Origin of the sequence: Thermoanaerobacterium thermosaccharolyticum DSM 571, assembly GCF_000145615.1 — a bacterium.
GTDB lineage: Bacteria > Bacillota > Thermoanaerobacteria > Thermoanaerobacterales > Thermoanaerobacteraceae > Thermoanaerobacterium > Thermoanaerobacterium thermosaccharolyticum.
The window spans coordinates 2,351,851-2,378,747 of sequence record NC_014410.1; the positions used below are offsets into that span (position 1 = coordinate 2,351,851).

Annotated in this window: 20 protein-coding genes and 1 other annotated feature; of the genes, 3 read left to right on the forward strand and 17 right to left on the reverse strand. The window is 35.2% G+C overall.

Translation table 11 applies throughout. The annotated features are described in order from the left end of the window. Nucleotides 1–20 precede the first annotated feature (20 nt). The 4 genes from TTHE_RS11720 to TTHE_RS11735 all read right to left on the reverse strand — a co-directional run bounded on the left by TTHE_RS11720 (nt 21) and on the right by TTHE_RS11735 (nt 5,810). Nucleotides 21–1,112 carry a DUF871 domain-containing protein gene (locus TTHE_RS11720; protein ID WP_013298779.1) on the reverse strand — a complete coding sequence of 364 codons (1,092 nt, stop codon included), beginning with the start codon at nt 1,110–1,112 and terminating at the stop codon, nt 21–23. A gap of 162 nt (nt 1,113–1,274) precedes the next feature. Then, entirely contained in the window at nt 1,275–2,594 is a 1,320-nt protein-coding gene (locus TTHE_RS11725) for a PTS sugar transporter subunit IIC (protein WP_013298780.1), read from the reverse strand. A gap of 37 nt (nt 2,595–2,631) precedes the next feature. Then, entirely contained in the window at nt 2,632–2,937 is a 306-nt protein-coding gene (locus tag TTHE_RS11730; RefSeq protein ID WP_013298781.1) for a PTS sugar transporter subunit IIB, read from the reverse strand. Between the two features lie 170 nt (nt 2,938–3,107). Continuing rightward, complete coding sequence (locus tag TTHE_RS11735) at nt 3,108–5,810, reverse strand: sigma-54-dependent transcriptional regulator (RefSeq protein WP_013298782.1); 2,703 nt, start codon at nt 5,808–5,810, stop codon at nt 3,108–3,110. Between the two features lie 319 nt (nt 5,811–6,129). On the opposite strand from TTHE_RS11735, the gene TTHE_RS11740 reads away from it, so the two are divergent. Continuing rightward, nucleotides 6,130–7,536: an APC family permease gene (locus TTHE_RS11740; RefSeq protein ID WP_013298783.1), complete on the forward strand. Its 1,407-nt coding sequence runs from the start codon at nt 6,130–6,132 to the stop codon at nt 7,534–7,536. A 20-nt stretch (nt 7,537–7,556) separates the two neighbouring features. Here TTHE_RS11740 and TTHE_RS11745 read toward each other — a convergent pair whose 3' ends face one another. Together TTHE_RS11745 and TTHE_RS11750 are read right to left on the reverse strand one after the other, a co-directional pair. Further along, entirely contained in the window at nt 7,557–9,191 is a 1,635-nt protein-coding gene (locus TTHE_RS11745) for a peptide ABC transporter substrate-binding protein (RefSeq protein WP_013298784.1), read from the reverse strand. Between the two features lie 252 nt (nt 9,192–9,443). Beyond that, on the reverse strand, nt 9,444–10,289 hold the full coding sequence (locus TTHE_RS11750; RefSeq protein WP_231292657.1) for an aldose epimerase family protein: 846 nt from the start codon (nt 10,287–10,289) through the stop codon (nt 9,444–9,446). A gap of 160 nt (nt 10,290–10,449) precedes the next feature. Between TTHE_RS11750 and tlp the strand changes: the two genes are divergently transcribed. After that, a complete protein-coding gene (gene tlp / locus TTHE_RS11755) occupies nt 10,450–10,719 on the forward strand; it encodes a small acid-soluble spore protein Tlp (protein WP_013298786.1) in 270 nt (89 codons plus the stop codon). A 22-nt stretch (nt 10,720–10,741) separates the two neighbouring features. Here the strand turns inward: tlp and leuS are convergent, their stop codons facing one another. Next, nucleotides 10,742–13,186, reverse strand: coding sequence for a leucine--tRNA ligase (gene leuS / locus TTHE_RS11760; RefSeq protein ID WP_013298787.1), 2,445 nt, complete (start codon nt 13,184–13,186; stop codon nt 10,742–10,744). A 47-nt stretch (nt 13,187–13,233) separates the two neighbouring features. Continuing rightward, nucleotides 13,234–13,430 (reverse strand) — a binding site (T-box leader). Between the two features lie 62 nt (nt 13,431–13,492). Further along, entirely contained in the window at nt 13,493–13,618 is a 126-nt protein-coding gene (locus TTHE_RS14695) for a YjgB family protein (RefSeq protein ID WP_225624638.1), read from the reverse strand. A 55-nt stretch (nt 13,619–13,673) separates the two neighbouring features. Between TTHE_RS14695 and TTHE_RS11765 the strand changes: the two genes are divergently transcribed. Further along, the gene (locus tag TTHE_RS11765) at nt 13,674–14,186 is read left to right on the forward strand and encodes an ECF transporter S component (protein ID WP_013298788.1); all 513 of its coding nucleotides are present in this window, start codon (nt 13,674–13,676) and stop codon (nt 14,184–14,186) included. A 12-nt stretch (nt 14,187–14,198) separates the two neighbouring features. Here the strand turns inward: TTHE_RS11765 and TTHE_RS11770 are convergent, their stop codons facing one another. The 9 genes from TTHE_RS11770 to TTHE_RS11810 form a co-directional block, all read right to left on the reverse strand. After that, entirely contained in the window at nt 14,199–15,398 is a 1,200-nt protein-coding gene (locus TTHE_RS11770; protein WP_013298789.1) for a M28 family peptidase, read from the reverse strand. Between the two features lie 166 nt (nt 15,399–15,564). Then, nucleotides 15,565–18,138, reverse strand: a complete 2,574-nt coding sequence (locus TTHE_RS11775) for a transglycosylase domain-containing protein (protein WP_013298790.1) — start codon at nt 18,136–18,138, stop codon at nt 15,565–15,567. A 151-nt stretch (nt 18,139–18,289) separates the two neighbouring features. After that, nucleotides 18,290–19,459: a pyridoxal phosphate-dependent aminotransferase gene (locus TTHE_RS11780; protein ID WP_013298791.1), complete on the reverse strand. Its 1,170-nt coding sequence runs from the start codon at nt 19,457–19,459 to the stop codon at nt 18,290–18,292. A gap of 205 nt (nt 19,460–19,664) precedes the next feature. Next, complete coding sequence (locus tag TTHE_RS11785; protein WP_013298792.1) at nt 19,665–20,825, reverse strand: sugar ABC transporter permease; 1,161 nt, start codon at nt 20,823–20,825, stop codon at nt 19,665–19,667. Nucleotides 20,826–20,827: 2 nt separating this feature from the next. Further along, nucleotides 20,828–22,345, reverse strand: coding sequence for a xylose ABC transporter ATP-binding protein (locus TTHE_RS11790; RefSeq protein ID WP_013298793.1), 1,518 nt, complete (start codon nt 22,343–22,345; stop codon nt 20,828–20,830). Between the two features lie 64 nt (nt 22,346–22,409). Next, nucleotides 22,410–23,516, reverse strand: a complete 1,107-nt coding sequence (locus TTHE_RS11795; RefSeq protein ID WP_013298794.1) for a sugar ABC transporter substrate-binding protein — start codon at nt 23,514–23,516, stop codon at nt 22,410–22,412. A 189-nt stretch (nt 23,517–23,705) separates the two neighbouring features. Further along, the gene (locus TTHE_RS11800; RefSeq protein WP_081441853.1) at nt 23,706–24,605 is read right to left on the reverse strand and encodes a sugar ABC transporter substrate-binding protein; all 900 of its coding nucleotides are present in this window, start codon (nt 24,603–24,605) and stop codon (nt 23,706–23,708) included. Beyond that, nucleotides 24,517–25,386 carry a response regulator gene (locus TTHE_RS11805; protein WP_013298796.1) on the reverse strand — a complete coding sequence of 290 codons (870 nt, stop codon included), beginning with the start codon at nt 25,384–25,386 and terminating at the stop codon, nt 24,517–24,519. The genes TTHE_RS11800 and TTHE_RS11805 overlap by 89 nt, the downstream gene beginning before the upstream one ends. Then, nucleotides 25,383–26,888, reverse strand: coding sequence for a sensor histidine kinase (locus TTHE_RS11810; RefSeq protein WP_013298797.1), 1,506 nt, complete (start codon nt 26,886–26,888; stop codon nt 25,383–25,385). Before TTHE_RS11810 ends, TTHE_RS11805 begins: the two co-directional genes overlap by 4 nt. Nucleotides 26,889–26,897 lie beyond the last annotated feature (9 nt).

Genomic DNA, 26,897 nt, shown 5'->3' on the forward strand with positions numbered 1-26,897 from the left:
CCTCCCTGTATAGTTAATGCCTATTTATTTTCTACAAAACCAAACTTTGTCCAAGGTTTTAAATAATCTAATAAAAATATTTCCTTTTCATCAATTCTACCCACAACATTTGTCTTGCCTGTATTCTTCATATCTTTTAAAGCTATTTGTAATTCTCCCGCATAATTTTGATATAAATAAGTATCTATTAAGATATCCCCTCTTTTTATATCAATAACATTATATGGCAAAAATTTATAATCTTTGTATTTAATTCTGCTCTGTGTAGATCTTAATAAATATTCTGAAACATCTCCTCTTACATAGTGAAACTCTTCCAAAACTATTTTCTTATCAATATCCGTTATATTATCTACTAAATTAACTTTAAATTCTAACTTATATTTATTTAAAAGGCTTAGTTTTTTCAATTCATCTTCAGATGCATATGCATTAGCAATAATTACATCATCTATAAGTTCCGTTGCAAATAAATGTTTGGCTTGAGTTTCTATGGGAAGGTCTCTATGCATTTCTAAAGTACATAAACCTTCTGAAACAGGCCAAGGTCCAAACATCGCCTCACTAGAACTAATAAAAGCGGCCGTTCTTATACCAAAATCTTTGAATTGGCGACTGCATTTACTAAAGTGTTCATAACTCAACCCTGTATATTTATGGGGATAAAAATTGTGACATCCAATAATGTTGTCGATATTTGGTTTATAAGACAAAATATTCTCTATATATTTCGATCCATTGCTCATATTTACAACAATCTTTAAACCAAAATCATTAAACGACATAATTGATTCCTCTATACCACTATAACCCAAGTCAAGTCTTATCCCATAGAGTCCGATATCAGATAGTTTATATAAATTATCATAAGATATATTAAGTTTGCTAAGTATATGAGGTTCCACGTCCACAATTACTTTCATACCAATATTATTAGCATGTTTTACTAAATAAACAAAATTATCGAAATATTTATCAAAATTTAAATCTTTTATAGAAATTAAAGTCGTAAATACTATCTCAAATCCATATCTTGATGCCAAATTGATATATTCTAAATTTTTTTCTAGATCATTATTATTTAGATATACTGATATTCCTAATCTTTTCAACTTAAAACACCCCAAAATCTTTAGAATTTGCAATACATATAATATATATCAATAGCTGGCATGATAAACAACCGTAAAATTCCGATACTCCTCATTATTGCTTATAATTGCTTATCACGCCATTTAAATTTTCTAATACTTTTCATAAACACATTTCTTCATTTATTTTACTTTTTCTTTTGCTAATATTCTATCATCATCAGCATTTGCATCAGATTTTTGTTCAATTTTTTCTGCAACTAATACAAACGGTAAATAAATAATAATGCTGATGATCAAATTAAGCAATGCAAGTAATGCCCCTCTTATAGAGCCCGTAACCAAAAATCCTCCTATTATCGGCGGTGTTGTCCATGGCATCATCGCAATAGTTCTCGGTACAATACCCAATGCAATCGCAAAATAGCTTATAATTGTTAAAACAATTGGCGTCAATATAAATGGAATAAAAAATACAGGATTCAAAACCAAAGGCATACCAAATATCATAGGTTCATTTATATTAAATATTCCAGGGGCAATAGCCAAATTTGCAATATTTTGCAACTCGCTTCTCTTCTTTTTCCTTCTTGAAGCTATATAAATGGCTATAATTAATCCAATCGTTGTTCCAGCTCCGCCAAGATGAACAAATGCATCAAAAAATGGCATAGTAACAATATGTGGAATAGCTTTTCCAGCTTTTAACGCCGCTATATTATCATTTATAGCAGGTAAATATACTGCATTTAAAACTGGCCCTAATATGTTTGTGCCATGTAATCCAAAAAACCATAAAAAATGTATAAGAAACGCAACTACAATTGCGGAACCTAAAGTATCAGCTAATCCAGTCAGTGGAGCCTGAATTGCGTTGAATATCGCCTGATGTATATCTGACAGCCCTAGAGCTACAGTTATTGATTTAAATAATGCCCATAGTGATAATACTATTAATGATGGCAATAATGCTGCAAAAGACTTCGCAACAGCAGGTGGAACACCTTCAGGCATTTTTATTATTAATTTTGGATTCCCTAATAGCCGCACGAATAATTCAGTTGAAATAAGAGCTACTATTATTGATACAAATAAACCTTGTGCTCCCAAAAAAGTATAAGGAATTGCCCAATCCTTTGCTGACGGCGTATATAGCATCAATAGCGAAGCAAAGGACACTAATCCAGCACCAATCCCATTAGAGTTATAAGATAATGCCAAATTATAGCTGATTGACACAACTAGTATAATAGACATAACTGCAAAAGTACCATTCCATAGATTGCCTCCAAAGCTAGTCCATGATTTTCCAAATATCCCAACCATAAAATTTTGATACACTTGAATTGGTAAATTATTTATCAAAACTGCAAATGCACCAGCTAGTATAAGAGGCATTATCATAGCGAATCCATCACGAATAGCAACTAAATGCCTTTCTGAACCAAATTTTGCTGCAACAGGCACGAAATACTTTTCCAAAAAACTCATTATTTTTTTCATAACATATCCCTCCTACCAATAAAATCCTATTAAATCTTTATTTTTTTAACATGTCTAGTGCCTTATTTAAAACACCTTCTCCGTCAACTTTCCCATAAAGCCTTGACTCAATTACGTCTACAGCAATTCCTCTTGGTTCGGCAATCTGTTTAATTTTGCTTAATAAATACCTAACCTGAGGTCCAATCAAAATTGCATCTACATTTTCTAAATTCCTTTTTAAATCAGCTTCAGCGAATGCTTCAATTTCTACTTTAAGTCCTTTTTTAATGGCAGCATCATTCATTTTTTTAACTAATAAGCTCGTAGACATTCCAGCCGAACATACCAAAACAATTTTCATCTACTTTAATTTCACCTCCATTTTTAATAATTTAATAATTTATCTATGCAAATCTCATGCCACTTAAATGAGTATTTTCATATTGCTGATTTATTTTGTATATGAACTATGATTAATTTAACAGTATCAATCTGTATCGCTTGTAACCGTAATCAATACACATATGTGTATTAAAGTGAATAGATTATCATCATTATGCTGACATATTCGTCATCTGATAAAGTCACATTAAAGGCTTCGTTTACTGGTTTTACGGCGGTTTTTATCATTTCGTATTTTGATGTGTTTTTTTCTATGATGGATTTGCAATTTTTAATCCGTATTAATTCTCCACCTTTTAATACACGTTCTATTGCACAAGCCAGATGCAGTATTAGCCCGATTATTTTGTCGTTGTCGAGGCTTACTTTGTTTTCCGCGATGTTTAGGTAAAATTCTTTAAAAGCTTTGATGTATTTATCTGCATCAATATCTACGTTTTCTGCGATTATCTCTTTCATGTTGTTTATGGTGTCCAGTGCGTCTCTTGAATCAATCATAGCCTTTAAAGAGCTTAATTTTCGATTGTCAAATATATCAGTAGTTGAAATGTATTTAAGTGTATCATCGCCTGGGTCAAAAGCGCTTACTACAGCTAATATGTTTTTCTCTGTTTTTATATTTTGCAGCTTTCTCTTAAATTCTCTTTTATCCTCTATATTTAGAGGTATGATATCAATTCCTGCTGATTTTAAATCAAGTTTTTTTTCTAAAATGGATTTTAATTTTAATGCCGTACCTTCACCTGTAATGCATGCAGTTATTATGACGTCATTTTTAAAACCATTTTGTATCTCAAAATTGTCTTTATATATTCTTCCAATATAAGGACTTAAATTCAATGCAGAATCGTACACTTCATCAAGTGATGCATTTAATAAGGCTTTTCTTCCAGCCTCTAATACCATAGGCGTAGATGCCATTTCAACTGTCTTAACTGGAATACCTGTTTCCTCGTAGATCATATCACCAAAGAATACCAATGAGCCCATGTCTACTAATAACAGCACGCCTTTTCCTTTATTTGTCTTCTTAATTAAATCACATAGGTTATTAAGTGCAATTTCAGGTTTCTGGTCAAGTGGCATATTGTACCCTACAACAAAATTTTCTCCCAACAATCTATTTGAAACATCTGCTATAGACGTAGCTGTCGATTCACCGTGCATTGCCACTATTACACTTACTTTTTCGTCGTCTTTCTCTTGTTTAATATCAAGACACAAGAACATGGTTATGAAGCCTACTTCATCTTCAGGAACATCTATATCAAATTCTCTCTCTATCAATTTTTTAAGCTCTTTAGAAACTTCAAACTCATCTTTGTATATCCTTTTTATATCATCTAATTGATGATTTTCTATTTTCTTTCCACTTAATATCCTCTCAATAGAGCTTGCAACATGCATAGAAAGTCCGTACAGTGTCTTTTCACTGAAATCCCTCTTTAATATTTTTCTTGCATGATTCAGAAAATTATCCACAATATCGACAATTCTCTTGTCGACAACTTTATAAAGCTCTTCCAAATTATATCTTTTGGCTTCGTTAATATATCTTTTTAAATATGTTTCAATATCGAGACTCATAATAAGTTTTATATCATTCTCACTTATGCCCTTTTCTTCTAAAGACCTTCTTTTCTCTTCCAACGCCTCATAAAAATTAAACGCCTTATTATCTTCTGATGGAATGATTGCTTTTTGTTCTGTAGAAAACCTTATTTTGTCGTCCTTTATAAATTTATCAATTTTATCTTTCTCTTCTTTATACTTAAAAAGTCCTCTTTTTATATACTGTGGAAGATCCTCTGTGTGTATTACAACTTCTTTATCCCTATTCATCATAAACCCTAGATATGCCTTCGCTGCGCAAAGCTTAATGTCGCTCTTCAGCTGACCGATGTTGTTGGGACAATCGTAAAGCAAAAATGCTTTTAATGCATTTGATGTGATAAAAATGTCATTTTTGATAACGGATGCTTCATCTATCATAAAATTTTTTATTATTTCGAATCTTTCTTCGTAAGTTCTTTCTTTTAAAGATGGTAAATTTATCATCATAGGAATGCGCCTGGTAAAAGTTTTAAGAAGTATTGATTCTACATTTTCGGTTGTAGCACATATTATAAGCACATCTACTTTATGCTGTATATCGGTTTCGCCTAAGCGTCTAAACATCCCTTTGTCGATTAAGTAAAACAACATTTCTTGCCCTTCTGGTGGCAGCCTATGGACTTCATCAAGAAATAATATCCCCTTATCCGCTTTTTCTACTATTCCTATCTTATCTTTATCTGCACCGGTGTACGCCCCTTTTTTCACTCCAAATAGCTGCGCCATGAGAAGCTGCGGATTGTTGGCATAATCAGCGCAATTAAACGTTATAAACGGTGCATTTGTCTTAAGCCTTCCTATCTCTTTAGCGTATTCATACATTGTCTCTGCAAGCATTGATTTGCCTGTCCCTGTTTCTCCTAATAAAAGAGTATGAAGGCCATGTGGCGGATACATAATTGCTGCTTTTGCCTGTTGTACTGCATTTTTTAAGCTTAAATTTGAGCCTATGACTCTACTAAAAGCATCTGTCTCAATTGGATTAATATTTTTATTTAACTCATCTGATTTTATGCAGTATAAGACAGGTTTCCCTTCAATTTTACTGACTTTCCCGTCTTTAAATAATTTGTTTAAATCGCTGGAAGCATTTGACCTGTGAATGCTTAGTTCTTTTGCTAAATCTATTGCCGAGCATCCTGATATCTTACCGTCATTTTTTAACTGTTTTAAGCAGATATCCCTTAGTTTCTCGTAAACTTTATCAATCCTTTTCATAAAAAATACCTCCTACGAGGTTATTATATCATATTACAATACACATCAAAACACTTTAATTTTTATATTCTTCAAATAATGCATTTTGTACGCCACTTATATCCCTCCAGTTTAAAGTATGGATTCATTCTGATTGAATATTTCATATTCCTTTGGATATCATTGTATTTCTAATCTAAACATTACCTTAACTGAAGTACAAATTAAAATTTTAAATATGTTGATTTTATAAAATTCTTTTTTATGCAAAACATATACATAGATGCTTTTGTATGATAAAATAATTTTGCTAATTAAAAAATTTTAAGGAGGCAAATCTGTGGAAAAACAAAAGATACTTAAAGTGCGTGATATTGTCCTTATGAATGTAGTCGCAATTATCGGTTTGAGATGGCTTCCACTTGCTGCGAAATACGGTCCATCATCGATAATATTATGGCTTTTAGCTTCAATTTTATTTTTCATACCGCAAGGTCTCACAGTTTCAGAGTTGTCTACAGGATGGCCTTATGAAGGCGGTTTATATGTCTGGGCAAAAGAAGCGTTTGGTGAAAAATACGGCTTTTTAACATCATGGTCCTATTGGCTTACTAACGTAGTATACTATCCATCTATGCTAATTTATATAGCCAGCACCGCTGCATATATGGTTAATCCAAAGCTTGCAGAAAATGACCGTTTTGTTTCGATATTTATATTCATACTTTTCTGGATAATTACATTGATAAATGTAAATGGCCTTAATATAAGTAAATGGCTCTCAAATGCCGGCGGTCTTTTCGGGACAATAATACCCGGTATACTGCTTATTGGTTTTTCAATATACTGGGTTACAGGATTGCATCAAAAAATTCAGACAGTTTATACTGCTCCATCGCTGCTTCCTAACCTATCAAGTCTAAGCAATATTGTCTTTTTCTCATCCATGATATTTGCGTTCGCTGGACTTGAACTGGCGCCGACATTAGCTGAGAGGACAGAAAATCCTGAAAGGGCGTTTCCTCGCGCTATACTTTTGTCTGCAATGATCATACCAGCCCTTTACATCCTTGGCACTATTTCAATAACTTTTATAGTTCCTCCAAAGGAAATAGGTTTAGCCACAGGAATCATGCAAGCAATACAAATAATATTTAATAAGATGGGTTTAAAATACATGATTGGCATTGCAGCATTTTTGATATTTATAGGAGGGATAGGCGGAATAAATGCATGGATAATAGGACCGATAAACATGATTTTCACTAGTTCAAAAGGCATAATGCCGCCATTTTTTACGAAATCTCATGATAAATACGGCACACCTGTAAATGCCATGATAACACAAGCCGTCATTGTAAGTTTACTGATACTGATGGCTTTTTCAACACCGACTGTAGAATCTGCTTACTGGCTGCTGTCTGCCATGACATCAATACTATATTTTATACCATACCTTGTAATGTTTTCTGCATTAATTGTTCTAAGATACAAAAGACCGGATGTAAAAAGATTGTATAAAATACCTTTTGGAAATTTTGGTGCATGGCTAGTAGGAGGCATTGGATTGTTAGTCGTATCATTTTCAATCGTCTTAGCAATAATTCCTCCTGCAGGGATGGAATTAGGAAATCTCTTGTGGTACGAAGTTAAATTAGTTGGCGGAACGCTTTTGTTTTTGATAATAGGCTATCTAATATATAGAAATTATGAAAAAAGAAACGTAAACATTAAAGGCATTCCATAATATGGAATGCCTTTAATGCTTTAATGATTTTCTATATAGGTCCACTTCCAATCGCTGTCAACACCGACAGAATGCCTTACCCATCCTTTTACATAGTCTCTCTGAACATAAGCTGTTGCAGAATAGAATAAAGGTCCAACAGGCATATCATCCATCAAAATTTTCTCAGCTTCTTTCATTTTCTCCATGCGGACCGCATTATCATTTGTAGATTTTGCCTCTTTTATCAGCTCATCGTATTTCGGATTTGAGTACTTTACATTGTTATTGCCTGCATTTGTAGTCCATAAATCTAAAAATGTCATAGGATCGTTGTAGTCAGCGCCCCATCTTGTCAAGCAGACATCGTACTGCTGTTTAGAAAACATCTGAAGCCTTATCTTGTATGACACGTTCTGGATAGTTACATCTACGCCAAGATTATTTTTCCAAAATTGCTGAATTGCCTGGGCTTCCTTCTTTGCAACATCTGTATCATCTGCCAGTAAAGTTATCTTAGGAAGTTTTGTTATGTTGAGCTCTTTCATTCCCTTTTTAAGAAGGCTTTTCGCCTCATTTACATCTTCTTTAAATAAAGCTTCACCGGCTTCCTTCCTAAAGTCTCCATTCAATCCTGTGATGCCATTAGGCACAAAAGCATATGCAGGGATAGAACCATCCTTCAAAACATTCTCCGTAAAAGACTTCCTATCTATAGCAAGTGTAAATGCCTTCCTGATATTTGCATTTTTGAAAACCGGATTCAAAGTGTTAAACCCAAGAAAATACGTAAAACCGTTTGGATGCACTTTAACCTGATCTTTGTACTTTGGCACGAAATCACCACTTATATTGATTTCATCATATTGGCCTGAATCATAACCCTGTGCTACTGTATTCAAATCTTTTACCATGCCAAAATCGATCTCACTTAATTTCACATTATTTTTATCCCAGTAATTGTCATTTTTGACAAGAACTATATTTTGCTCATGATTCCATGTTTTAAGAACAAACGGACCACTGTACACTAAATCAGAAGGGCTTGATGCTAATTTATCTCCTTCCTTTTCTACAAATGATTTTTCAAGCGGTAAATAGGTAATAAACGAAGTCAAACTCAAAAAATACGGCGTCGGCTCCTGAAGCTCAACCTTAAGAGTCTTATCATCTAATGCCTTTACACCAACTGAGTCGGCACTTGCCTTACCTGAATTATACGCTTCTGCATTCTTTATAGGATACATTATGTATGCATATTGAGATGCAGTTTTAGGATCCAATGCCCTCTTCCATGAATATTCAAAATCATATGCTGTTATAGGATTTCCATCGCTCCATTTTATATTGTCCTTCAAATGAAAAATATAAGTCAATCCATCATTAGATACTTCCCAGCTTTTAGCAAGACCTGAACCCTCCTTAGGCTTTTCATCAGCTCCAAGCCTCACCAGACCTTCTAACACTGAATTTAGTATCTGAAAAGACACACCATCAGTTGATTTTGCAGGATCAAGCAACGGTGGCTCATCACCAAGATTTAGATGCAAAACCTGCTTAGTTGAATTTGACTTACTCTGGGCAGTTGATGAATTGCTTCCATTGTTGCCGCAGCCAGTCAAAACGCTTGCCGCTAAAAAAGTAAGCACAAGAAAATAAATCAAAAATTTCCTCACATGTATTCCCCCCATTTAAAATTTATAAAAATTATACCATCACATGAATAATAATTTAAAATAAATTATTAATATTATTAATTTATTTTAATAATTAAACATTTATTGCACTTAACGCATTAGTACGCTGAATTGAACTAAAAATGCAGTTATAAATGAACTTTTAATACTCATAGATTATATTGCGCTTAAGTGAAGCATAATGCTAATGTAGCATTGACTACTGAATATATTTAAAAAATACCATAAATATTATTCCATAGACGCACTTATGCTAAATACAGTTTTTAGATCCTCACCAGGCTTTAAAATTTTAATATCTTCTTTTGTGTTCATGGAGTCGGGCTTAGCCATCCAAGGCTCAATGCATATAAACTCCTTATCATGTAATGACCATACAACTACGTATTTAAACACTTCATCGTATTTAAGAGTAATCTTCATATTCCTTTTTTTATCAACTGCATGACACTCATTTGATTTCGACTCAAAAATAAGATTTACTTCAGGCTTTTTAGAGTCAATCTTACCATTGAAAATAAGCTGTTTTTTATCTATTGCATCGTAGCATACATCTGAATCAACAAATATTAAAGCATCGTCCTTATTCTCAATATAAAAATACGGGTGAAATCCAGAGTAAAATATCATATTCTTCTCTGACATATTTATATATTGTTGTTCTATTGTCAGCATTCCGTTTTTGAGAATATATGTAAAAATAAGCTCAAAATCGAAAGGATATATTTCCCTTGTCTCGCTGCTGCTTGTAAACTTTAATGTTATTGACGCAGAATCATCAACACTTGTCTTAACTACGCACCATTTATAAAGCCTTGCAATACCATGCTGTTTCATATTGTACTCTCTGCCATCTATTGTATATTTCTCATCTTTTAGGTACCCACAAATAGGAAAAAGGATTGGTATTCCTCCTCTTAAATTTTTCGTCGTATCATACAGTGTTTCTTTGTCAAGATATAAAATCTCATTTCCACTATATACAAATCTAGTTATAACTCCTCCACGATCTGGCACGACTTCAAAAAACGAATTGTTTTTTAAATCGTAAAGCCTATACGTTTCAAATTTATCCATATACTTCTCCACTCTATACATTTTCAGCACCTCTTTTATCATTTTGTCTATAACTTATTATACTATAATCGTCATCATCTTTTCTAATTATTTCAATACATATAATCAACATAAAAGTTAAAAATAATTTTGAAAAATACTTTTTAGGAGTGTGATAATAATGGCAGATGAAAAAGATCGTTACAAAAATCCTCCAAAGCCGGACGATCGTTCTGATAATGTCGGTAAATTACAGGATATGATTCATGATACAATAGAAAATTATAGAGAAGCAGAAGACTACTTAAAACTGCATGCTGAAGAGCTTTCATCGGAAGAAATAGCGAGAATTAAAGAAAAAAATCGCCACAGGCTTGAAAGCATCCACGGCATGAGAGATGAAATTATAGATGAAGTTGACGCTGGAAACGGTGTGGACAAAAAAGACTAAAAAATAGGCAGTTCTTTACTGCCTATTTTACAACTATATTCACAAGCCTGTTTTTTACAACAACCACCTTTTTAATCTCTTTACCTTCTATAAATTGCTTAATGCTTTCAACTACTAGAGCTTTATCTTGAATTTCTTTTTCAGTTGCACCTGACGGAATTTCAAGGCGCCCTCTTACTTTGCCGTTAACCTGAATTGCAATCTCAATAGTATCCTTTACCAAAGCCTTATCATCATACTCTGGCCACTTTTGATTGAACACTGAGTAGCTGTATCCCATTCTCTCCCACATTTCTTCTGAGAAATGAGGAGCAAATGGTGCTAAAACCCTTATAAGATCTGCAATGGTTTCTTCATATAGTTTCATATTCTTATTCTCAACTTCTCCATCGTATTTATAAAGGGCATTTACAAGTTCCATTATCCTTGCTATAGCAGTATTAAACTGAAACTTCTCAGCATCGTCTGTCACGCTTTTTATTGTATAATTTCTTACATAATTAAGTTCTTTTTCATCTTTAGAAATTTCATTCTTACCTGATTTACCTTTGTCTTCTGTGAATTTATCTATAAGCCTTTCAATTCTCGATATGAAACGCGACATCGCCTTTATACCGTCATCATTCCATGGACCACCTTCCGTAAAGGCAAATCCAAACATCAAGTACATTCTAAATACATCTGAGCCGTATTCATTGATGTATTCATCAGGGGATATTGTATTGCCTCTTGATTTGCTCATTTTATTTCCATCAGGCCCTAAAATTATTCCCTGATGTATCAGCGATTTAAAAGGCTCATCAAAATCAAGATACCCTAAGTCTCTCAACGCCTTAGTAACAAATCTGGCGTATAAAAGATGCATGCATGCGTGCTCGGCACCGCCGATATACTTATCTACAGGCAACATTTTGTCTATTAATTCTTTATTGAAAGGCTCTTTGTCATTTTTGTTGTCAGGATACCTTAGGAAATACCACGATGAATCAACAAATGTGTCAAGTGTATCAGGATCTCTCAATGCCTTGCCGCCGCATTTAGGGCATGTGGTATTCATAAATTCCTCAGATTTTTTAAGCGGCGACTCACCGTCTGGAGAAAATTCAACATTATACGGCAAAAGAACCGGAAGGTCTTCTTCAGGCACAGGTACCAAACCGCATTTCTCGCAATGAATTATTGGAATTGGAGCACCCCAATACCTTTGTCTTGATACAAGCCAGTCCCTAAGCCTGTAATTTACTTTAAGGCTTCCCTTGCCTTCCTTCTCTAGCATCTTCACTATTTCTATCCTTGCATCTTCAGATTTGCTTCCTGTAAAATCTCCGCTATCTACGAGAATGCCGTATTCAACAAATGGCAAAGAATCGTCTACTCCATCTCTTCCCTTTATAACCCTCTTCATCGGTAAATCGTACTTTTTTGCAAACATGTAGTCCCTCTCGTCATGGGCTGGAACCGCCATAACACAGCCTGTCCCGTATGTAGCAAGTACGTAATCAGATATCCATATAGGAAGTTTTTCTCCAGTTATAGGATGAATAGCATACGCTCCCGTAAATACGCCTGTCTTCTCTTTTTCCGTCGAAAGCCTCTCTATCTCGCTTTGCTTTCTTGCATACTCCTTATATTCCTCTACATTTCTTCTGTACTTATCAGTTGTAATTTGATCTACAATTTCATTCTCTGGAGCCAAAACAACATACGTAACACCATAAAGGGTATCTGCCCTTGTTGTAAAAACTTTAAACGATATGTCTTTGCCGTCAACTTTAAACTCTATTTCAGCGCCGTCTGATTTTCCTATCCAATTTCTCTGCATCATCTTTGTCTTTTCAGGCCAATCAAGCTCGTCAAGCTTCTCTAAAAGCTCCTCTGCATAATCAGTTATCTTTAAAAACCACTGCGTCAAGTCTTTCTTAGTTACTTCACTCCCGCATCTTTCACAAGTTCCTTCCACAACCTGCTCATTTGCAAGGACTGTCTTGCAACTGGGGCACCAATTTACAGGCGCTTTCTTTCTATATGCAAGTCCTTTTTTGTACAGTTGGAGAAATACCCACTGTGTCCACTTGTAGTAGTCTGGCAAACAAGTTATAACCTCATAATCCCAGTCAAATGTGGCACCCATCTCTTTAAGCTGTCTTTCCATCGTCTTTATGTTTTGAAGCGTCGAATCTTGAGGATGTATGCCTGTCTTTATGGCATAGTTTTCTGCAGGTAGTCCAAATGCATCAAATCCCATAGGGTGAAAAACTTCATAACCCTGCATCCTTTTCATCCTAGCCCATGAATCGGCAGGCCCGTAGTTATACCAGTGTCCTGCATGAAGCTTTGCACCAGATGGATACGAAAACATCTCAAGACAGTAAAGCTTTTTATCCATATTCTGAGGATTGAACTTGTATAACTCCGTCTCCTCCCACTTCTTTTGCCACTTTCTATCAATGTCTCTTGAATACGTCATTATCTCACTCCTATCAAATTTTTAAGTATTAAAAAAACCTTTCATCTAAAAGAGACGAAAGGCCATACCTTCCGTGGTACCACTCTTATTGACATAAGCCCACTTATACTATATAACGGTCTTCCCGTGCATACTTTTGATATGCATGCTCAATGGCGAGTTCAGAATCGATGGTACCTTTTCACACCTTACAAAGGCTCTCTTTTACACATCTTATCCTAATACTCCATATCATTGCATTTACTATATACACTTACATAGTATTTTATTACAAATATCGTATAAATGCAATAATCAATAAGCAATTTACCACTGGCGTACAGGGTCATCTGCCATAAGATTTGCTGTAGCCCGTGTATACAGCACATTTACATGATCTACAAGATTCATCTTATTTGATATTACAAACTCCAATTGATATTTGCTTAACAAAATTAATTTTCAATGGTAAAATATAGTTGATAAATGAATGATAGGAGGTGTTACAATGGCAAACAATGCTACATCATTTAAGTTTGATGCAAAATTCATAACACGGACAGCTATCTTGTTGGCAATTACAATCATAGTGCAGTTTATCAAGATGCCGCAGCTTATAACGGGCTCAATCGTAAATGCGATGCTTATAATCTCTGCATACTTTGTCGGAAATTGGTCAGGTGTATCAATAGGCCTTTTGACACCAATCATCGCTTTCCTAGTCGGACTCATGAATTTTCCTATACTTATACCTTTTATAATGATGGGAAATGCACTGTACGTAATACTATTCTCAGCCGTTAAAAACAACATAATAGGTATGATGATAGGTGCAGTTGTAAAATACTTGTGGCTGGCAGCTTCAGTAAAATATATTCTGACTTGGTTTAATGTCAACGTACCGCAAAAGATCGTTGCAGCTTTTACACTTCCGCAGCTTATAACAGCTATATTAGGCGGTATTATAGGCATATTACTCATATTCATACTGAAAAACTACTTTAATAAAGCAAAGGAGTAGGAGTGAATTCTCCTACTCTACTTTTAATGCTTCCTCCTTGATTTGGCTGCTTATCCTCTTTGAAACTCTTAAAACATATTCTATCAAAAAGCTCTCTTCATATCTCAATAATTTAGAATCTATGTTGTCTATAGTATCTGTGAACCAGTGATAATTTTTTATCCTGCCATTGTCATCCATAGATATAAACGTTATACCGCAAAAACCATTAGCCAGTACAGGCAGTGCGTCAGTGGGCAAAAGGAGATTTTTCATCTTCTGCACTACTCCATTAGGATATTCTTTCCTCATCTCATCAGCTACATCTATGAGCATTTCACCTGCTTTTTTATAGAATATCATTCCTTCTCCCTCAAGGTACGTCAACTTGCCAGCTCCAAGATTATCCAACACAATAAACTGTGTATCTTTGTTTAGTAACTTCTTATATCTTTTTAAGAAATATTTCATCCCCCTTTCTCCTGTCTCCTCGCTTCCAGTAAAGAGAAAAATCACTTCAACATCATCTGGAAAATTTTCTTTATTATTGATGTAATAATCTGCTATTGCCAAAGCCAGGGATGTTCCTGAACCATTGTCATTGGCACCATTTGTGTATTTCCCACCTATTTCGCATGTCAGCAAAAATACGATCATGGCAAACGTTATTAAAAGGCCAATTCCAAGAACGATATATGAAATTAGATAAAGATGAAGCAGCCCAAAGACTATGCCGACAGGTATCAGTGCAAATCCCAAATAGCCGATATTATATATCATTTTCAGTTTGTCAACGATTTTAGGGCTAAACATCAAGCTTCCTTTTTGAGTATCTATATGTGCAGATACAATTATCTTCTTTTTATCGCTTTTTTCAAATTTAGTGATGACGTTTTTTGAGCTATGTTTAGGCATTATGCTTGTCTCAAAAGATTTTCCACTTAGTTCTAAAATCAAGAATCCTATCGAAATTAAGGAGATAATCAATTCTAATGCGTTTAGAAATTTATCATAGAAAAATGATGCAGCGCCCATTATAAATAGGAGGATACCAAACTGAAGAGGCAAAATATACAGATTGTCACGAGTTGTTTTAAATTCCTGCTTAACCACCTCGTATCCCATACCTTCAAGCTCATTAGCAATGTAGTCAGCAGCCTTTCTCTCATTTTTTGTTGCCGAGCCACGATGCTCAAATTTTGAAAGCTTTTTTAGATAATCAATACTTTTCATTATTAACGCCCCCTGCTTATATATTTCTACAAGAATGCCAATATTCCTTCAATAATTTTTCCCTCATTTCATATCTATATGCATGTCTGGATGAATTTAAACATATACACAAGATAAAATTAAAAAAAGACGGCTACATCTTAGTTATAGCCATCTTTTTTTAATCCTAATTGCCAATTATTGAGTTTATTATATTTCCTATTCCCTTTTGGCTAGGGGTGGAATTGGTTTGCCCACTAATGCTCTTTTGATTTCCATTCATTCCGCTGTTTGTACTTTGTCCATCGGTGCTGCTAGAACCGTTGCTTTGTCCTCCATTATCAGTTGTCGTTCCGGGCTCTGTACCATTTGCTGGTGCAGTATTGCTGCTGTCACTATTTGTTGTATCGCCGTTTTGATCAGTATTTCCACTCTGATTATCCCCTGGCTGAATTTGATTTTCTGTATCTACTTCTGTCGGCAAAACATATTTTCCATCAGCAGCGTACGCATTTTGCCTTGCTGTTCTGCCTGGAGGATCTATAAACACTTTTTCTTTTACAAGGAATGGCAGTGTCCATTCAGATGCCAATTTGCCAGTCAGAGTATTTATCTTTGCAGACACATGTACAGTGCAATAATTCGTTGGCTGTGTACCGACAGCAAACATTTCTGTATAAGTTCTGTCTCCTCTTGGATCTTGTCTGCATAAATTTGTCGGTAAATCGCCAGAGTCTTTGCATACTGTCTCATACACTATACCAGATGGTTTATCAGTAAAGCGCTTGGCTGGAAGATTCTGATGTATCTCAGTCATTACTGTTTTCCACATCTTTGCCGGAAATGTTCCGCCAACCTGTGGCACACCATAATTTTTTACAGCTCTATTTGATGATGGATACCCCATCCAAACTGTTCCAACATAATATGGTGTGAAACCTGAGAACCATATATTACCTGAATTTTCAGATGTACCAGTCTTTCCAGCCACGTCCATGTTTGACAACCTTGCTGCTGTACCTGTACCGTGATTTACTACATCCATCATCATACTTCTCAATATATATGCATTCTGCTCACTCAGCACCACATGTTCCTCAGGTTTATTGTTAACCAATATTTTCCCAGTTGAATCTTCAATCTTTGTAAATGTGATAGGGCTTATATACATGCCTTTGTTTGCAATAGCACCATAAGCAGCAGCTTCCTGAATAGGTGTTATCCCCTGGCTTAAACCACCTAACGCCAGTGCCGGAAGGTACATATCATTTTTCGTTATGTCAAGTCCGAATTTCTTTCCATAGCTTGCTGAAACATTAATGCCTATTTTATTGACAACCTGTACGGCAGGCACATTCAAAGAATCTGTTATTGCTTCTCTAAGCGTAACTAAACCGTGATAATAGTTGCTTTCATAATTGTGAGGTGTATACGGCTTTGCACCTGGAAGTGTAAATGTCGTAGGAACATCGTCTACAACTGTCGCAGCAGTAAGACCACTTTGTAAAGCAGGCCCATAAACCGTCAAGGGCTTTATAGATGAGCCAGGCTGCCTTTTTGAATCAGCGAAACTTATGCCACGGGTCACGTACTTAAAATCATTTGTATTTCTGCCACCTACAATGCCCTTTATTTCACCTGTCTTCCAGTCTATTACCACCATTGCTCCCTGCACAGCCTCTTTTGTAGTTGGATCAACAGGGAACAACTTAGGATTTTTAAATGCATTTTCCATTATTGTCTGAATGTTTGGATCCATTGTAGAATATATCCTAAGCCCACCATTGTATATTTTATTCAAGGCTTCAGACTTAGTTATGCCAAGTTTCTTGACAAGAGCGTCAGTAGCATCATTTATGACCTGATCTATAAAGTAGCCATGGCTATACGTCGACAAATTGAGGTTTTTGAAAACGAAATTAAGCTTTTCATTAATGGCACTATTATATTGCTCTTGTGTGATAAATCCCTGTTTTAGCATCTCACTTAAGACAAGATGCTGCCTCTCTGTAGCTTTTTCCACATTTGAATCAGGTGAATACATGGATGGATTATTAGTAATGCCGGCAATCATAGCCGATTCAGCAAGGTCCAGTTGGCTTACATCTTTGCCAAAATACTGTAGTGCTGCCGCTTGAACACCATATGCATTTATATGCGGTCCACCTAAATATATTGTATTAAGGTATGCTTCAAGTATCTGTTTTTTAGTATACTTCTGTTCAAGTTGCCAAGCCAGTACGGCTTCTTGTATTTTTCTTGTCAATGTCTTCTCATCTGTCAGCATCGTATTTTTTACAAGCTGCTGTGTTATAGTACTTGCACCTTCTATTGGCTTGCCTCCTGCTTTTAAGTCAACCAAAAGTGCACCTATTATCCTCTTAGGATCAATGCCTAAATTATTTTTGTAGAATCTCTGATCTTCTATTGCAACAACAGCATTTTGCAAATTCTCTGGTATTTTATCTATCGATACCCAAAGTCTATTGTCAGAGCCATGTAAAATAGCTGCTTGGCTCCAACTTCCATCACTGTTTTTCACGTATACTATTGATGACTGTTTTATCTTTGTCAATGCATCTTGCGATAATGGCGGCGTATTTTTAATTATTGCTAAAACCTTGCCACCTGCAGCGCCAATACCTGCCAGAATTAATATCAATACACCCCACAACACAACATTGAGAGTCTTCCTTAAAGCGCTCTTATTTTTTTTCTTTTTATTTCTATCACTTCGCCTAAGTTGTGTATTATTCTCCATAACATATCCCCTCAAAAAATAGTTATACTAATATTATACCACATCATATTATACCATAAATGAAATGCAGGCAAATGACGAAATTAGTGAAAAATAATTAAAATATATTAAAAAAACATGGAACTTATGTTTAATGTTCCATGTTCGCCAACTATTTAAAATTTCGCAAAAATTTTTCTATCCTTTTTACTGCCTCTTTCAGATTGTCCAATGATGTGGCATATGCCATCCTTACATGACCTTCTCCATGCTCTCCAAAGGCGCTGCCAGGAACAACTGCAACTTTTGCCTCGTATAAAAGCCGTTTTGCAAATTCTGCCGATGTAAGTCCTGTCTTCTTGATTGATGGAAATATGTAAAATGCGCCTTTAGGTTCGAAACATTCAAACCCCATATCAATTAAGCTATCGTATAAAAACTTCCTTCTTTCATCATATTTTTCCCTCATAAATTTGATGTCATTCTCACCATTTTTCATGGCTTCTAATCCTGCATACTGTGACTGTGTCGATGCCGATGTCACATCGTACTGATGTATCTTCGTCATGTGCTTTACAAAATACTCTGGTGCCGCGATATAACCAAGCCTCCAGCCTGTCATAGCATATGATTTAGAAAAGCCGTTTATTAAAACAGTTCTCTCCCACATATTTGGCAACGATGCGAAGCTGACATGCTTAAAACCATCGTATACAAGTTCTGAATATATCTCATCTGTTACAACAAGTAAATCATATTTTTTCACTATATCTGCTAATTTAACCATTTCTTCATATGGCAACACCGCTCCTGTTGGATTGTTTGGATACGGCAATACCAAGACCTTTGACTTATCAGTAATATATTTTTCCAGTGTCTCAGCTTTTAAGACAAAATTATCTTCTTCATACGTAGGCACAAAAACTGACTTGCCGCCTGCCAGTTTTGTACACGGATCGTATGCCACAAATGAAGGCTCCGGTATTAATACTTCGTCGCCATCTTCTACAAGCGTGTTTAATGCAATGTAAATAGCTTCTGTTGCACCTATTGTTACAAGTATCTCTCCATCAGGCTTGTAACCTACATTGTAATTCCTTTTCAAGTACTTCGATATCTCTTCTCTAAGCTCTATAAGTCCCGCATTCACCGTATAGCCTGTCTTGCCTTCCAAAAGGGATTCATACGCTGCATCGATTATGTGCCTTGGAGTGACGAAATCAGGCTCTCCGATAGTCAGCGATATGGCACCAGGCACATCCTTTACCATATTAAAAAAATACCTTATGGTTGATATCTCTATAGATTTTGCACGCTTTGCCACTCTATCCTCGTAGTTCACCTTGCTCCCCCATTTCTTTTTATTCGTGTAAATCTTGCAAAAATCAACTGTGCGATTGCAACATCTACATTAAACTGTTAACTTTATTATAATATAATATTCTGACAGATTAAAGCAGCAAAATGCAGGTATTTTATAAACTCCTCATTAAAAGAAATTGGTAAAAGTAAAAAGCGGGATGAACCCGCTTAATACATATATTGTTTTATCCTCTTTTCTTTGTAGATATATCAACCCATACAGCAATAACAAGAACTAATCCTTTTACTATTGTAAGTATTGAATAGTCAATGTTCATAAGGCTCATACCATTGTCAATACTGGCCATGATGAGAGCACCAAGTATTGCCCCCGGAACTGTACCTTCTCCTCCTAAAGTGCTTGCACCACCAATTATAGCAGAAGCAATTGCATCCAGCTCAAACAAATTGCCGGCACTAGTTGTTGCTGCATTCAATCTTGACGTCAAAACAATACCAGCGATAGCTGACAATATTCCCATTATCAAGAATATAGTCATATTTGTCTTCACAACATTTATTCCTGAATATATTGCTGCCTCTTTATTGCCACCAATTGCGTAAACATACCTTCCAAAAGTGGTGTTGTTTGCCACAAAAGTCAAAACTAATACCAGCACAAGGACAATAAGGACTGGAACAGGTATACCTTCGTATGAAATCATAACGCCAGTAAATAGAGCAATCAATGCAATCACGCCAATAATTTTAGAAATCTCTATGCTTAAACTTGGGACGCTTAGACCGTATTTTATGCGCGATTTGCGATTATTTATGTCTATTATTATATACGCCAAAGATGCAATTACTCCTAAAGCTATGCTTAGGGATGGCGGAATATATCCCTGTCCAATAATACCAAAATCTTGATGTAGTGGAGAAATAGTCACACCTTTTGTAATTAGCAATATGCCGCCTCTAAAGACTAACATAGAACTCAGTGTTACAATAAAAGCCGGTACTTTCCTATATGCTATCCAGAAGCCCTGCCATGTTCCAATGATAAATCCTACCAAAAGTGTAATTATAATGGTTGGTACCGTATTCCAATGGTATATTACCTGCAGTATAGCAGCCACAGCACCTGTAAATCCCGCAACGGAACCAACCGAAAGATCTATATGCCCTGCTACTATTACCAGAACCATACCTGTCGCAAGTATTGCTGTTATCGACATTTGCCTTGCCAGCATGGATAAATTCCTAGATGACAAAAAGTCACCATGCATAAGTACTGTAAATATGACCCATATACCCAGAAGAGCCAATATCATCGTATACGCTCTTATATCAATATTTAAACTTCTTTTTTCAATTGCTTCACTTTTTGCTTTGCTTTGTATCATAATTAATTACCTCCAGTTGCACAGTGCATAATTTTTTCTTGGTCAGCTTCTTCAATCAAAAATTCACCGTTTATCTTGCCTTCATGTATGACAAGTATCCTGTCGCACATGCCAAGTATTTCCGGAAGCTCTGATGAAATAAATACTACACAGACCCCCATCTCAACAAGCTCATTCATGATATTGTATATCTCAAACTTCGCTCCAACATCAATGCCTCGTGTTGGCTCATCAAGAAATAAAACTTTAGGATCTGACATGAGCCACTTGCCCAAAACGACTTTCTGCTGGTTTCCACCACTTAAATTTCCAACTCTCTGAGCAAGAGATGGCGTTTTTATCTTTAGTTCATTTACATACTTTTCTGCATACTTCACTTTTGCATTGTTGTTTATAACGCTAAACTTGGAAATGCGGTCGTAATTTGAAAGTGCAATATTTTCCTGCACATCCATAAGAGTAACTAGTCCGTACCTTTTTCTATCCTCAGAAAGGTATGCTATGCCATTTTTTATGGCTTCATTAGGATTATTTATCGTTAACTCCTTGCCCTCTAAAAATACTTTGCCTTCTTTTCTTCCTTTGTAAGCACCAAAAATGCTTGAGAAAAGCTCCGTCCTGCCTGCCCCCATAAGACCTGCTATGCCTAAAATTTCCCCTCTTTTGACATAAAAATTCACATTATCTATTATTTTTTTATTAGGAATTTCAGGATCGTACACAGTGTAATCCTTGACTTCAAGGACTACTTCACCTGCATTATGCTGTACTTTAGGAAAGCGCTGCGTAAGTTCGCGGCCTACCATTAACGATATAACTTTATTCATAGTAAAATTTTCTTTTTTATTAGATGTGATGGTCTTGCCATCTCTTAGCACAGTTATACTATCTGCTATATCAAAAACTTCTTCAAGTTTATGTGATATATAGATGCATGTAACACCTTTTGACTTTAATTCCCTTAATATATCTAGTAAATGCTCTGCTTCACTTTCTGTAAGAGCTGATGTCGGTTCATCAAGAATCAATATTTTAGCTTTTTTTGAAATAGCCTTAGCTATCTCAACCATCTGCTGATGTCCTATACCTAAATTCATTACCTTTATATATGGATTTATATCTATCTTCAACTCATTCAATATTTTGCTTGATTCTGAATAAACCTCCAACCAGTCAATTACTCCATTTTTTACTGGTTCTTCGCCAAGGAAAATATTCTGCCCAACTGTCATGTATTTTACAAGTGTTAGCTCCTGATATATAATAGCTATTCCATTTTTCTCACTATCTTTAATATTGCTGAAATGTTTTTCTTCACCATCAATAATAATCTTTCCTGAATATGTTCCATATGGATAAACACCGCTCAATATTTTCATTAGTGTCGACTTTCCAGCGCCGTTTTCACCACACAATGCATGAATCTCGCCCTTTTTAACCTTTAGATTGACATTATTAAGAGCGATAACCCCTGGAAACTCTTTTGTTATATTTTGCATCTCCAATATATATTCACTCATAATATACCTCCAAGGCACTATGTCGTAAAGGGGAAGGCGCAAGGCCTACCCCCAATAATGATTTTTAATTACCGTACAAGTCTGATTTTTTGAACCATCCACTGTCAACAAGCTCTTTATCAATGTTATCTTTTGTAATTACAACAGGAGTCAAGAGAAGTGACGGAACATCAATTTTCTTGTTATTTACCGTCTTATTAACCTGTGCCAAATCTTTTACTTCTTTCCCCTGTGCTAATTGTACTGCGATATCTGCCGCATTTTTAGCAAGTACGCGTACGTCTTTAAATATTGTCATGGACTGTGTTCCTGCAATTATTCTCTTTGCTGCTGCTAATTCAGCATCTTGCCCTGTAACTGGAACTTTACCGTCTAGTTTTTGCTCTGCTAATGCTTGAATTATGCCACCTGCTGTACCGTCATTTGGAGCAAGTATAGCATCAACCTTGTTTTTATTAGCTGTTAATGCATTTTCGGCTAATTTAAGCGCTTCATTTGGATCCCAGTCCTTTATTGCTTGGTCAAATACTATCTTTATGTCGCCTTTATCTGCTAATGGTTGAATATATTTCATGGCACCTTGCTTAAACAGTGTTGCGTTGTTGTCTGTAGGAGCACCTGCGAATACAAAATAGTTGCCTTTTGGAACTAATTTTGTTAAATACTCTCCCTGAAGCTCTCCCACTTTTTCATTATCAAAAGATATATACACATCTGGATCAGAATTTAAAATAAGTCTGTCGTATGATATAACCTTAATTCCAGCCTGATGCGCTTTATCAACTAATGTAGCTGCAGATTCAGCATTCTGCGGGTCTAAAACTAGCACATCAATTCCTTGTGTGATAAGGTTTTCTACCTGGCTGTTTTGAAGATTTTCATCATTGTTTGCGCCCTGTGTCAAAACTTCTGCGCCTAATTTCTTTGCTTCTTCCTCAAATGCAGCTTTATCCTTTTGATATCTTTCTTCCCTCATTGTCGGTAGAGAAAAGCCTATCTTGACTTTTTTTGTTGTATCTGTTGATTTGTTTGAACTAGAAGAATTAGATGAATTTGAAGAAGTTGTAGTGCTGCTGCCGTTGTCCTTTGTACTCTGGCATCCAGCAAATACTATCGATGCTGCTAATACAAAGACAAGCAGAAATGCTAATAGCTTCTTTGATTTTAACATTGTACATCCTCCTCTTATTTATTTTCGCATTATATATTCTACAAACATTTTCATTTCGCCTCTAAACCAATTTTTCTTTTTATGTATTTTTTTGCTTTAAGTTGCTTCATTCAAAATTTTATCTGGATTATTTTGAAGCAAAAAATTAAAGGCCTGAGGCCTTAAGAAGTTCAAATCATAGTTTTTAATTTACTTTACATATCTATATACATCATCACGGCTGTGAAAACCATCTTTTATGACTGTGTCATCAATATTGCTTTTGTCAGCAGCAATTGGCTCCAGCTTGTAATACGGTACAGTAAATTTCCCATCGTAAATTGTATTGCTGACGTTTAACTTTTCTCCTTTTGCCAATTTTACTGCCAATTTAGCTGCATCTCCCGCAAGCTTGTCAAGAGGCTTGTATACAGTCATAAGCTGAGTGCCTTCTATTATCCTCTGGCAAGCAGCAAGATCTGCATCTTGAGCTACAACGGCGACTTTCCCGGCCAATCTATGTTCAGACAATGATTCGATTATACCATTAGCCAGTCCATCATCGCCGGCAATGATTGCATCTATACCATAATTCTTTTGTATATATTTTTCTGTTGCTTCAAAGGCATATTCAGACATCCAATTAGGGGACCACTCTTCACCTATAATCTTTATATCACCGCTTTTAACCTTGGGAAGCAATACACTGTCATAGCCCTCTTTAATCATCTTTGTATTATTGTCATTTGTTGCGCCATTTATAATAAGGTAGTTGCCTTTTGGATACCTTTTTACCAGATATTCTGCCATAAGCTTTCCGACTTTTACGTTATCAAATGAAATGTACAAATCCACATTTGAATTCAAAACAAGCCTGTCATAAGATATTACCTTAACGCCTGCCTTTTTGGCCATGTCCACCCCGGCTGAAGCTTTTTTAAGATCATTTGGCACGATAACAAGCACATCAATTTTCTTATCCAGCAGGTATTTCACTTGCTTTAACTGATCTTCATCATCATTATTGGCATTTTGAACAAATACTTCTGCCCCAAGCTCTTTCGCTTTTGCCATAAATATGTCCAATCCTGACGCTTGATTCTTTGCCATGTGTCTCTTTTAAAATCTTTTCAGCAAAATCTATTGAAGTATTTTTAATTGTAAATAAATCTTCATCACTTTCAACTGGAACAAATACAATTATCCTATCAAGCAAGATACCTGCTAAGCAAGGCCTTAAGTTTTTTATAAATTCTTTAAGATACATAAATGTCTCATGCATCTTGACATTTCCAGCTAAATTGTCTAAGTGACTCTCATTATCATCCTTTTCAAATAAAACCACTAAAGCATATCCAATATTTAAATTCATATCGAAGATACTTCCGTAGAAATCAATATTTTCCTGCCTAAATGTGGCTGATGCCAGTGAATATATCATTTCACTTTCAAGATGCGGCAGTATCGTTATCATTTTCTCCTTCATCTCAAGCTCCCTAATCATGTTTTCCCGCTTTGATTCTACGATCTTTTTTACTTTTAGAACCGTATCTATAACCTTATTTTTATTCATCGGTTTCAATAGATAATCAACTACATCCAGTTTTATAGCTTCTTTTGCATAGTTAAAATAGTCATAAGCCGTTATTATTACAAACTCAATGTCATTATGGATTTCCTTAATCCTTTTGATGGCTTCTATACCATCTATGCCTGGCATCCTTATATCCATAAAAATCACATCAGGCCTCAATGCATCAGCTTTTTCAATTGCTTCTCTTCCCGATTTTGCAAAACCAATCACATCTACATCGTGGCAGTTATTCTCAATGATAAATTTTAAGGAGTCAAGGACTATATGCTCATCATCAGCAATCAACAACTTTATCACGTTGCACTACCCCTTCCCATAGGAATCTTCAATGTAACTTTGGTACCATTTCCAATGCGGCTTTCAATCTCAATAACGTCATCGATATCAGCTATATTGTAATATAACCTTAAACGATTTATTACATTGTGCATTCCAATACCTGTTACATGCTTATTTTCATCGTTGTCAGGATCATCCGCAGAAAGAATTTTATTGATGCTTTCCTGATTCATGCCCATTCCATCATCTATGACATCAATGTGTATACTGCCGTCGACTTCTTTTATTTCAATGCGAATAACACCTTTCCCTTCTATCTCCTCTATGCCGTGTATAAAGGCATTTTCAACAACAGGCTGTATGATCGTGCAAGGAACTTTGACATTTAAAAGGCTTTCATCTATGCTTGTTTGAAACTCCACTTTTTCGCCAAATCTTGTTTTCAATATATACATGTAGTTAAATACATTATCAACTTCCTCTTTCAAAGTCACCGGCTTGTCTAGCTTTCTCAAGTTGTATCGGAATAGTTCTGCTACTTTTTCTATAAACTCTGATGATTTTTCCGCACCTTCCATCATTGCAATCTGTGATGCTGCATTTAAAGTATTAAATAAAAAATGTGGATTTATCTGTGACTGAAGTGCTTTTAACTCGGACTCTCTTAATATATTTTTCATCTTTAGATTCTGCATCTCTTGCTCTTTAAGCCTTTTTTCCACTTTTGCCTGCATCTTTATTTCATCAATATAGTTTTTAATGTTTGTAACCATTTTATTAAACGCATCAGCCAATATATTGACCTCATCATCTGTCTTGATTCTTATAGGCTCGATGTCAAAATCTCCTTTTGAAATCCTTTCGGCTGTATCAGAAAGCTCAGATATTGGTCTGGTTATCCTGTAAGTATATATAATAGCAAGAACGATATTTACTATAACAGATGTTAAAATTAGGAGTATATTTAAAAAACTGATAAAAATCATGTTCTTGGATATTTTATTGTACTTTATTGAGCCTTCTTGAAGCTTGTTATATATGAGATTATTAATATACATCTTTATATAGTCATTTATCTTATTTGCTCTAGTAAAGTACTCTATATATTCGCTGCTTATTCTGCCTCTTTTCGCATTTACTGCTTTGTCAGTTTCTGATAGTAAGCTCATTATCATGTTACCAATATCTTTTTGCATCAGACTATCATTATCATAGGTTATTATATTTATCATGTCTTCTGCATTATTACTTAATTTATTGCTAATGGTATAGTAATTAAGCAGTGAATCGGATGATTTCGTCGAAAGGTATTTTTCCACTTCTGTCTCTAGAGAATTTATATCGTTATTGAGATTGTTTAAGTAGACGTAATCTGTAAATATTGATTTTAACCTGTCAATTACAATCTTGGCATTGTAATAAGAGTAAATGCTGGTTATACCCATTATCAACGTAGTTATTAAAAGATGTGCAAATATTTTTCTCCTTATGCCTTTAAATTCAAATAAACTTTTATTCACGATAACACC

What these genes read in the sequence shown, in the direction of transcription:
- TTHE_RS11775 (WP_013298790.1), bottom strand. Translation starts at nt 18,138, where the DNA reads ATGGAGAATAATACACAACTTAGGCGAAGTGATAGAAATAAAAAGAAA.
- TTHE_RS11750 (WP_231292657.1), bottom strand. Translation starts at nt 10,289, where the DNA reads ATGGATAAATTTGAAACGTATAGGCTTTACGATTTAAAAAACAATTCG.
- TTHE_RS11795 (WP_013298794.1), bottom strand. Translation starts at nt 23,516, where the DNA reads ATGTTAAAATCAAAGAAGCTATTAGCATTTCTGCTTGTCTTTGTATTA.
- TTHE_RS11765 (WP_013298788.1), top strand. Translation starts at nt 13,674, where the DNA reads ATGGCAAACAATGCTACATCATTTAAGTTTGATGCAAAATTCATAACA.
- TTHE_RS11725 (WP_013298780.1), bottom strand. Translation starts at nt 2,594, where the DNA reads ATGAAAAAAATAATGAGTTTTTTGGAAAAGTATTTCGTGCCTGTTGCA.
- tlp (WP_013298786.1), top strand. Translation starts at nt 10,450, where the DNA reads ATGGCAGATGAAAAAGATCGTTACAAAAATCCTCCAAAGCCGGACGAT.
- TTHE_RS11800 (WP_081441853.1), bottom strand. Translation starts at nt 24,605, where the DNA reads ATGGCAAAGAATCAAGCGTCAGGATTGGACATATTTATGGCAAAAGCG.
- TTHE_RS11770 (WP_013298789.1), bottom strand. Translation starts at nt 15,398, where the DNA reads ATGAAAAGTATTGATTATCTAAAAAAGCTTTCAAAATTTGAGCATCGT.
- TTHE_RS11785 (WP_013298792.1), bottom strand. Translation starts at nt 20,825, where the DNA reads ATGATACAAAGCAAAGCAAAAAGTGAAGCAATTGAAAAAAGAAGTTTA.
- TTHE_RS11730 (WP_013298781.1), bottom strand. Translation starts at nt 2,937, where the DNA reads ATGAAAATTGTTTTGGTATGTTCGGCTGGAATGTCTACGAGCTTATTA.
- TTHE_RS11790 (WP_013298793.1), bottom strand. Translation starts at nt 22,345, where the DNA reads ATGAGTGAATATATATTGGAGATGCAAAATATAACAAAAGAGTTTCCA.
- TTHE_RS11735 (WP_013298782.1), bottom strand. Translation starts at nt 5,810, where the DNA reads ATGAAAAGGATTGATAAAGTTTACGAGAAACTAAGGGATATCTGCTTA.
- leuS (WP_013298787.1), bottom strand. Translation starts at nt 13,186, where the DNA reads ATGACGTATTCAAGAGACATTGATAGAAAGTGGCAAAAGAAGTGGGAG.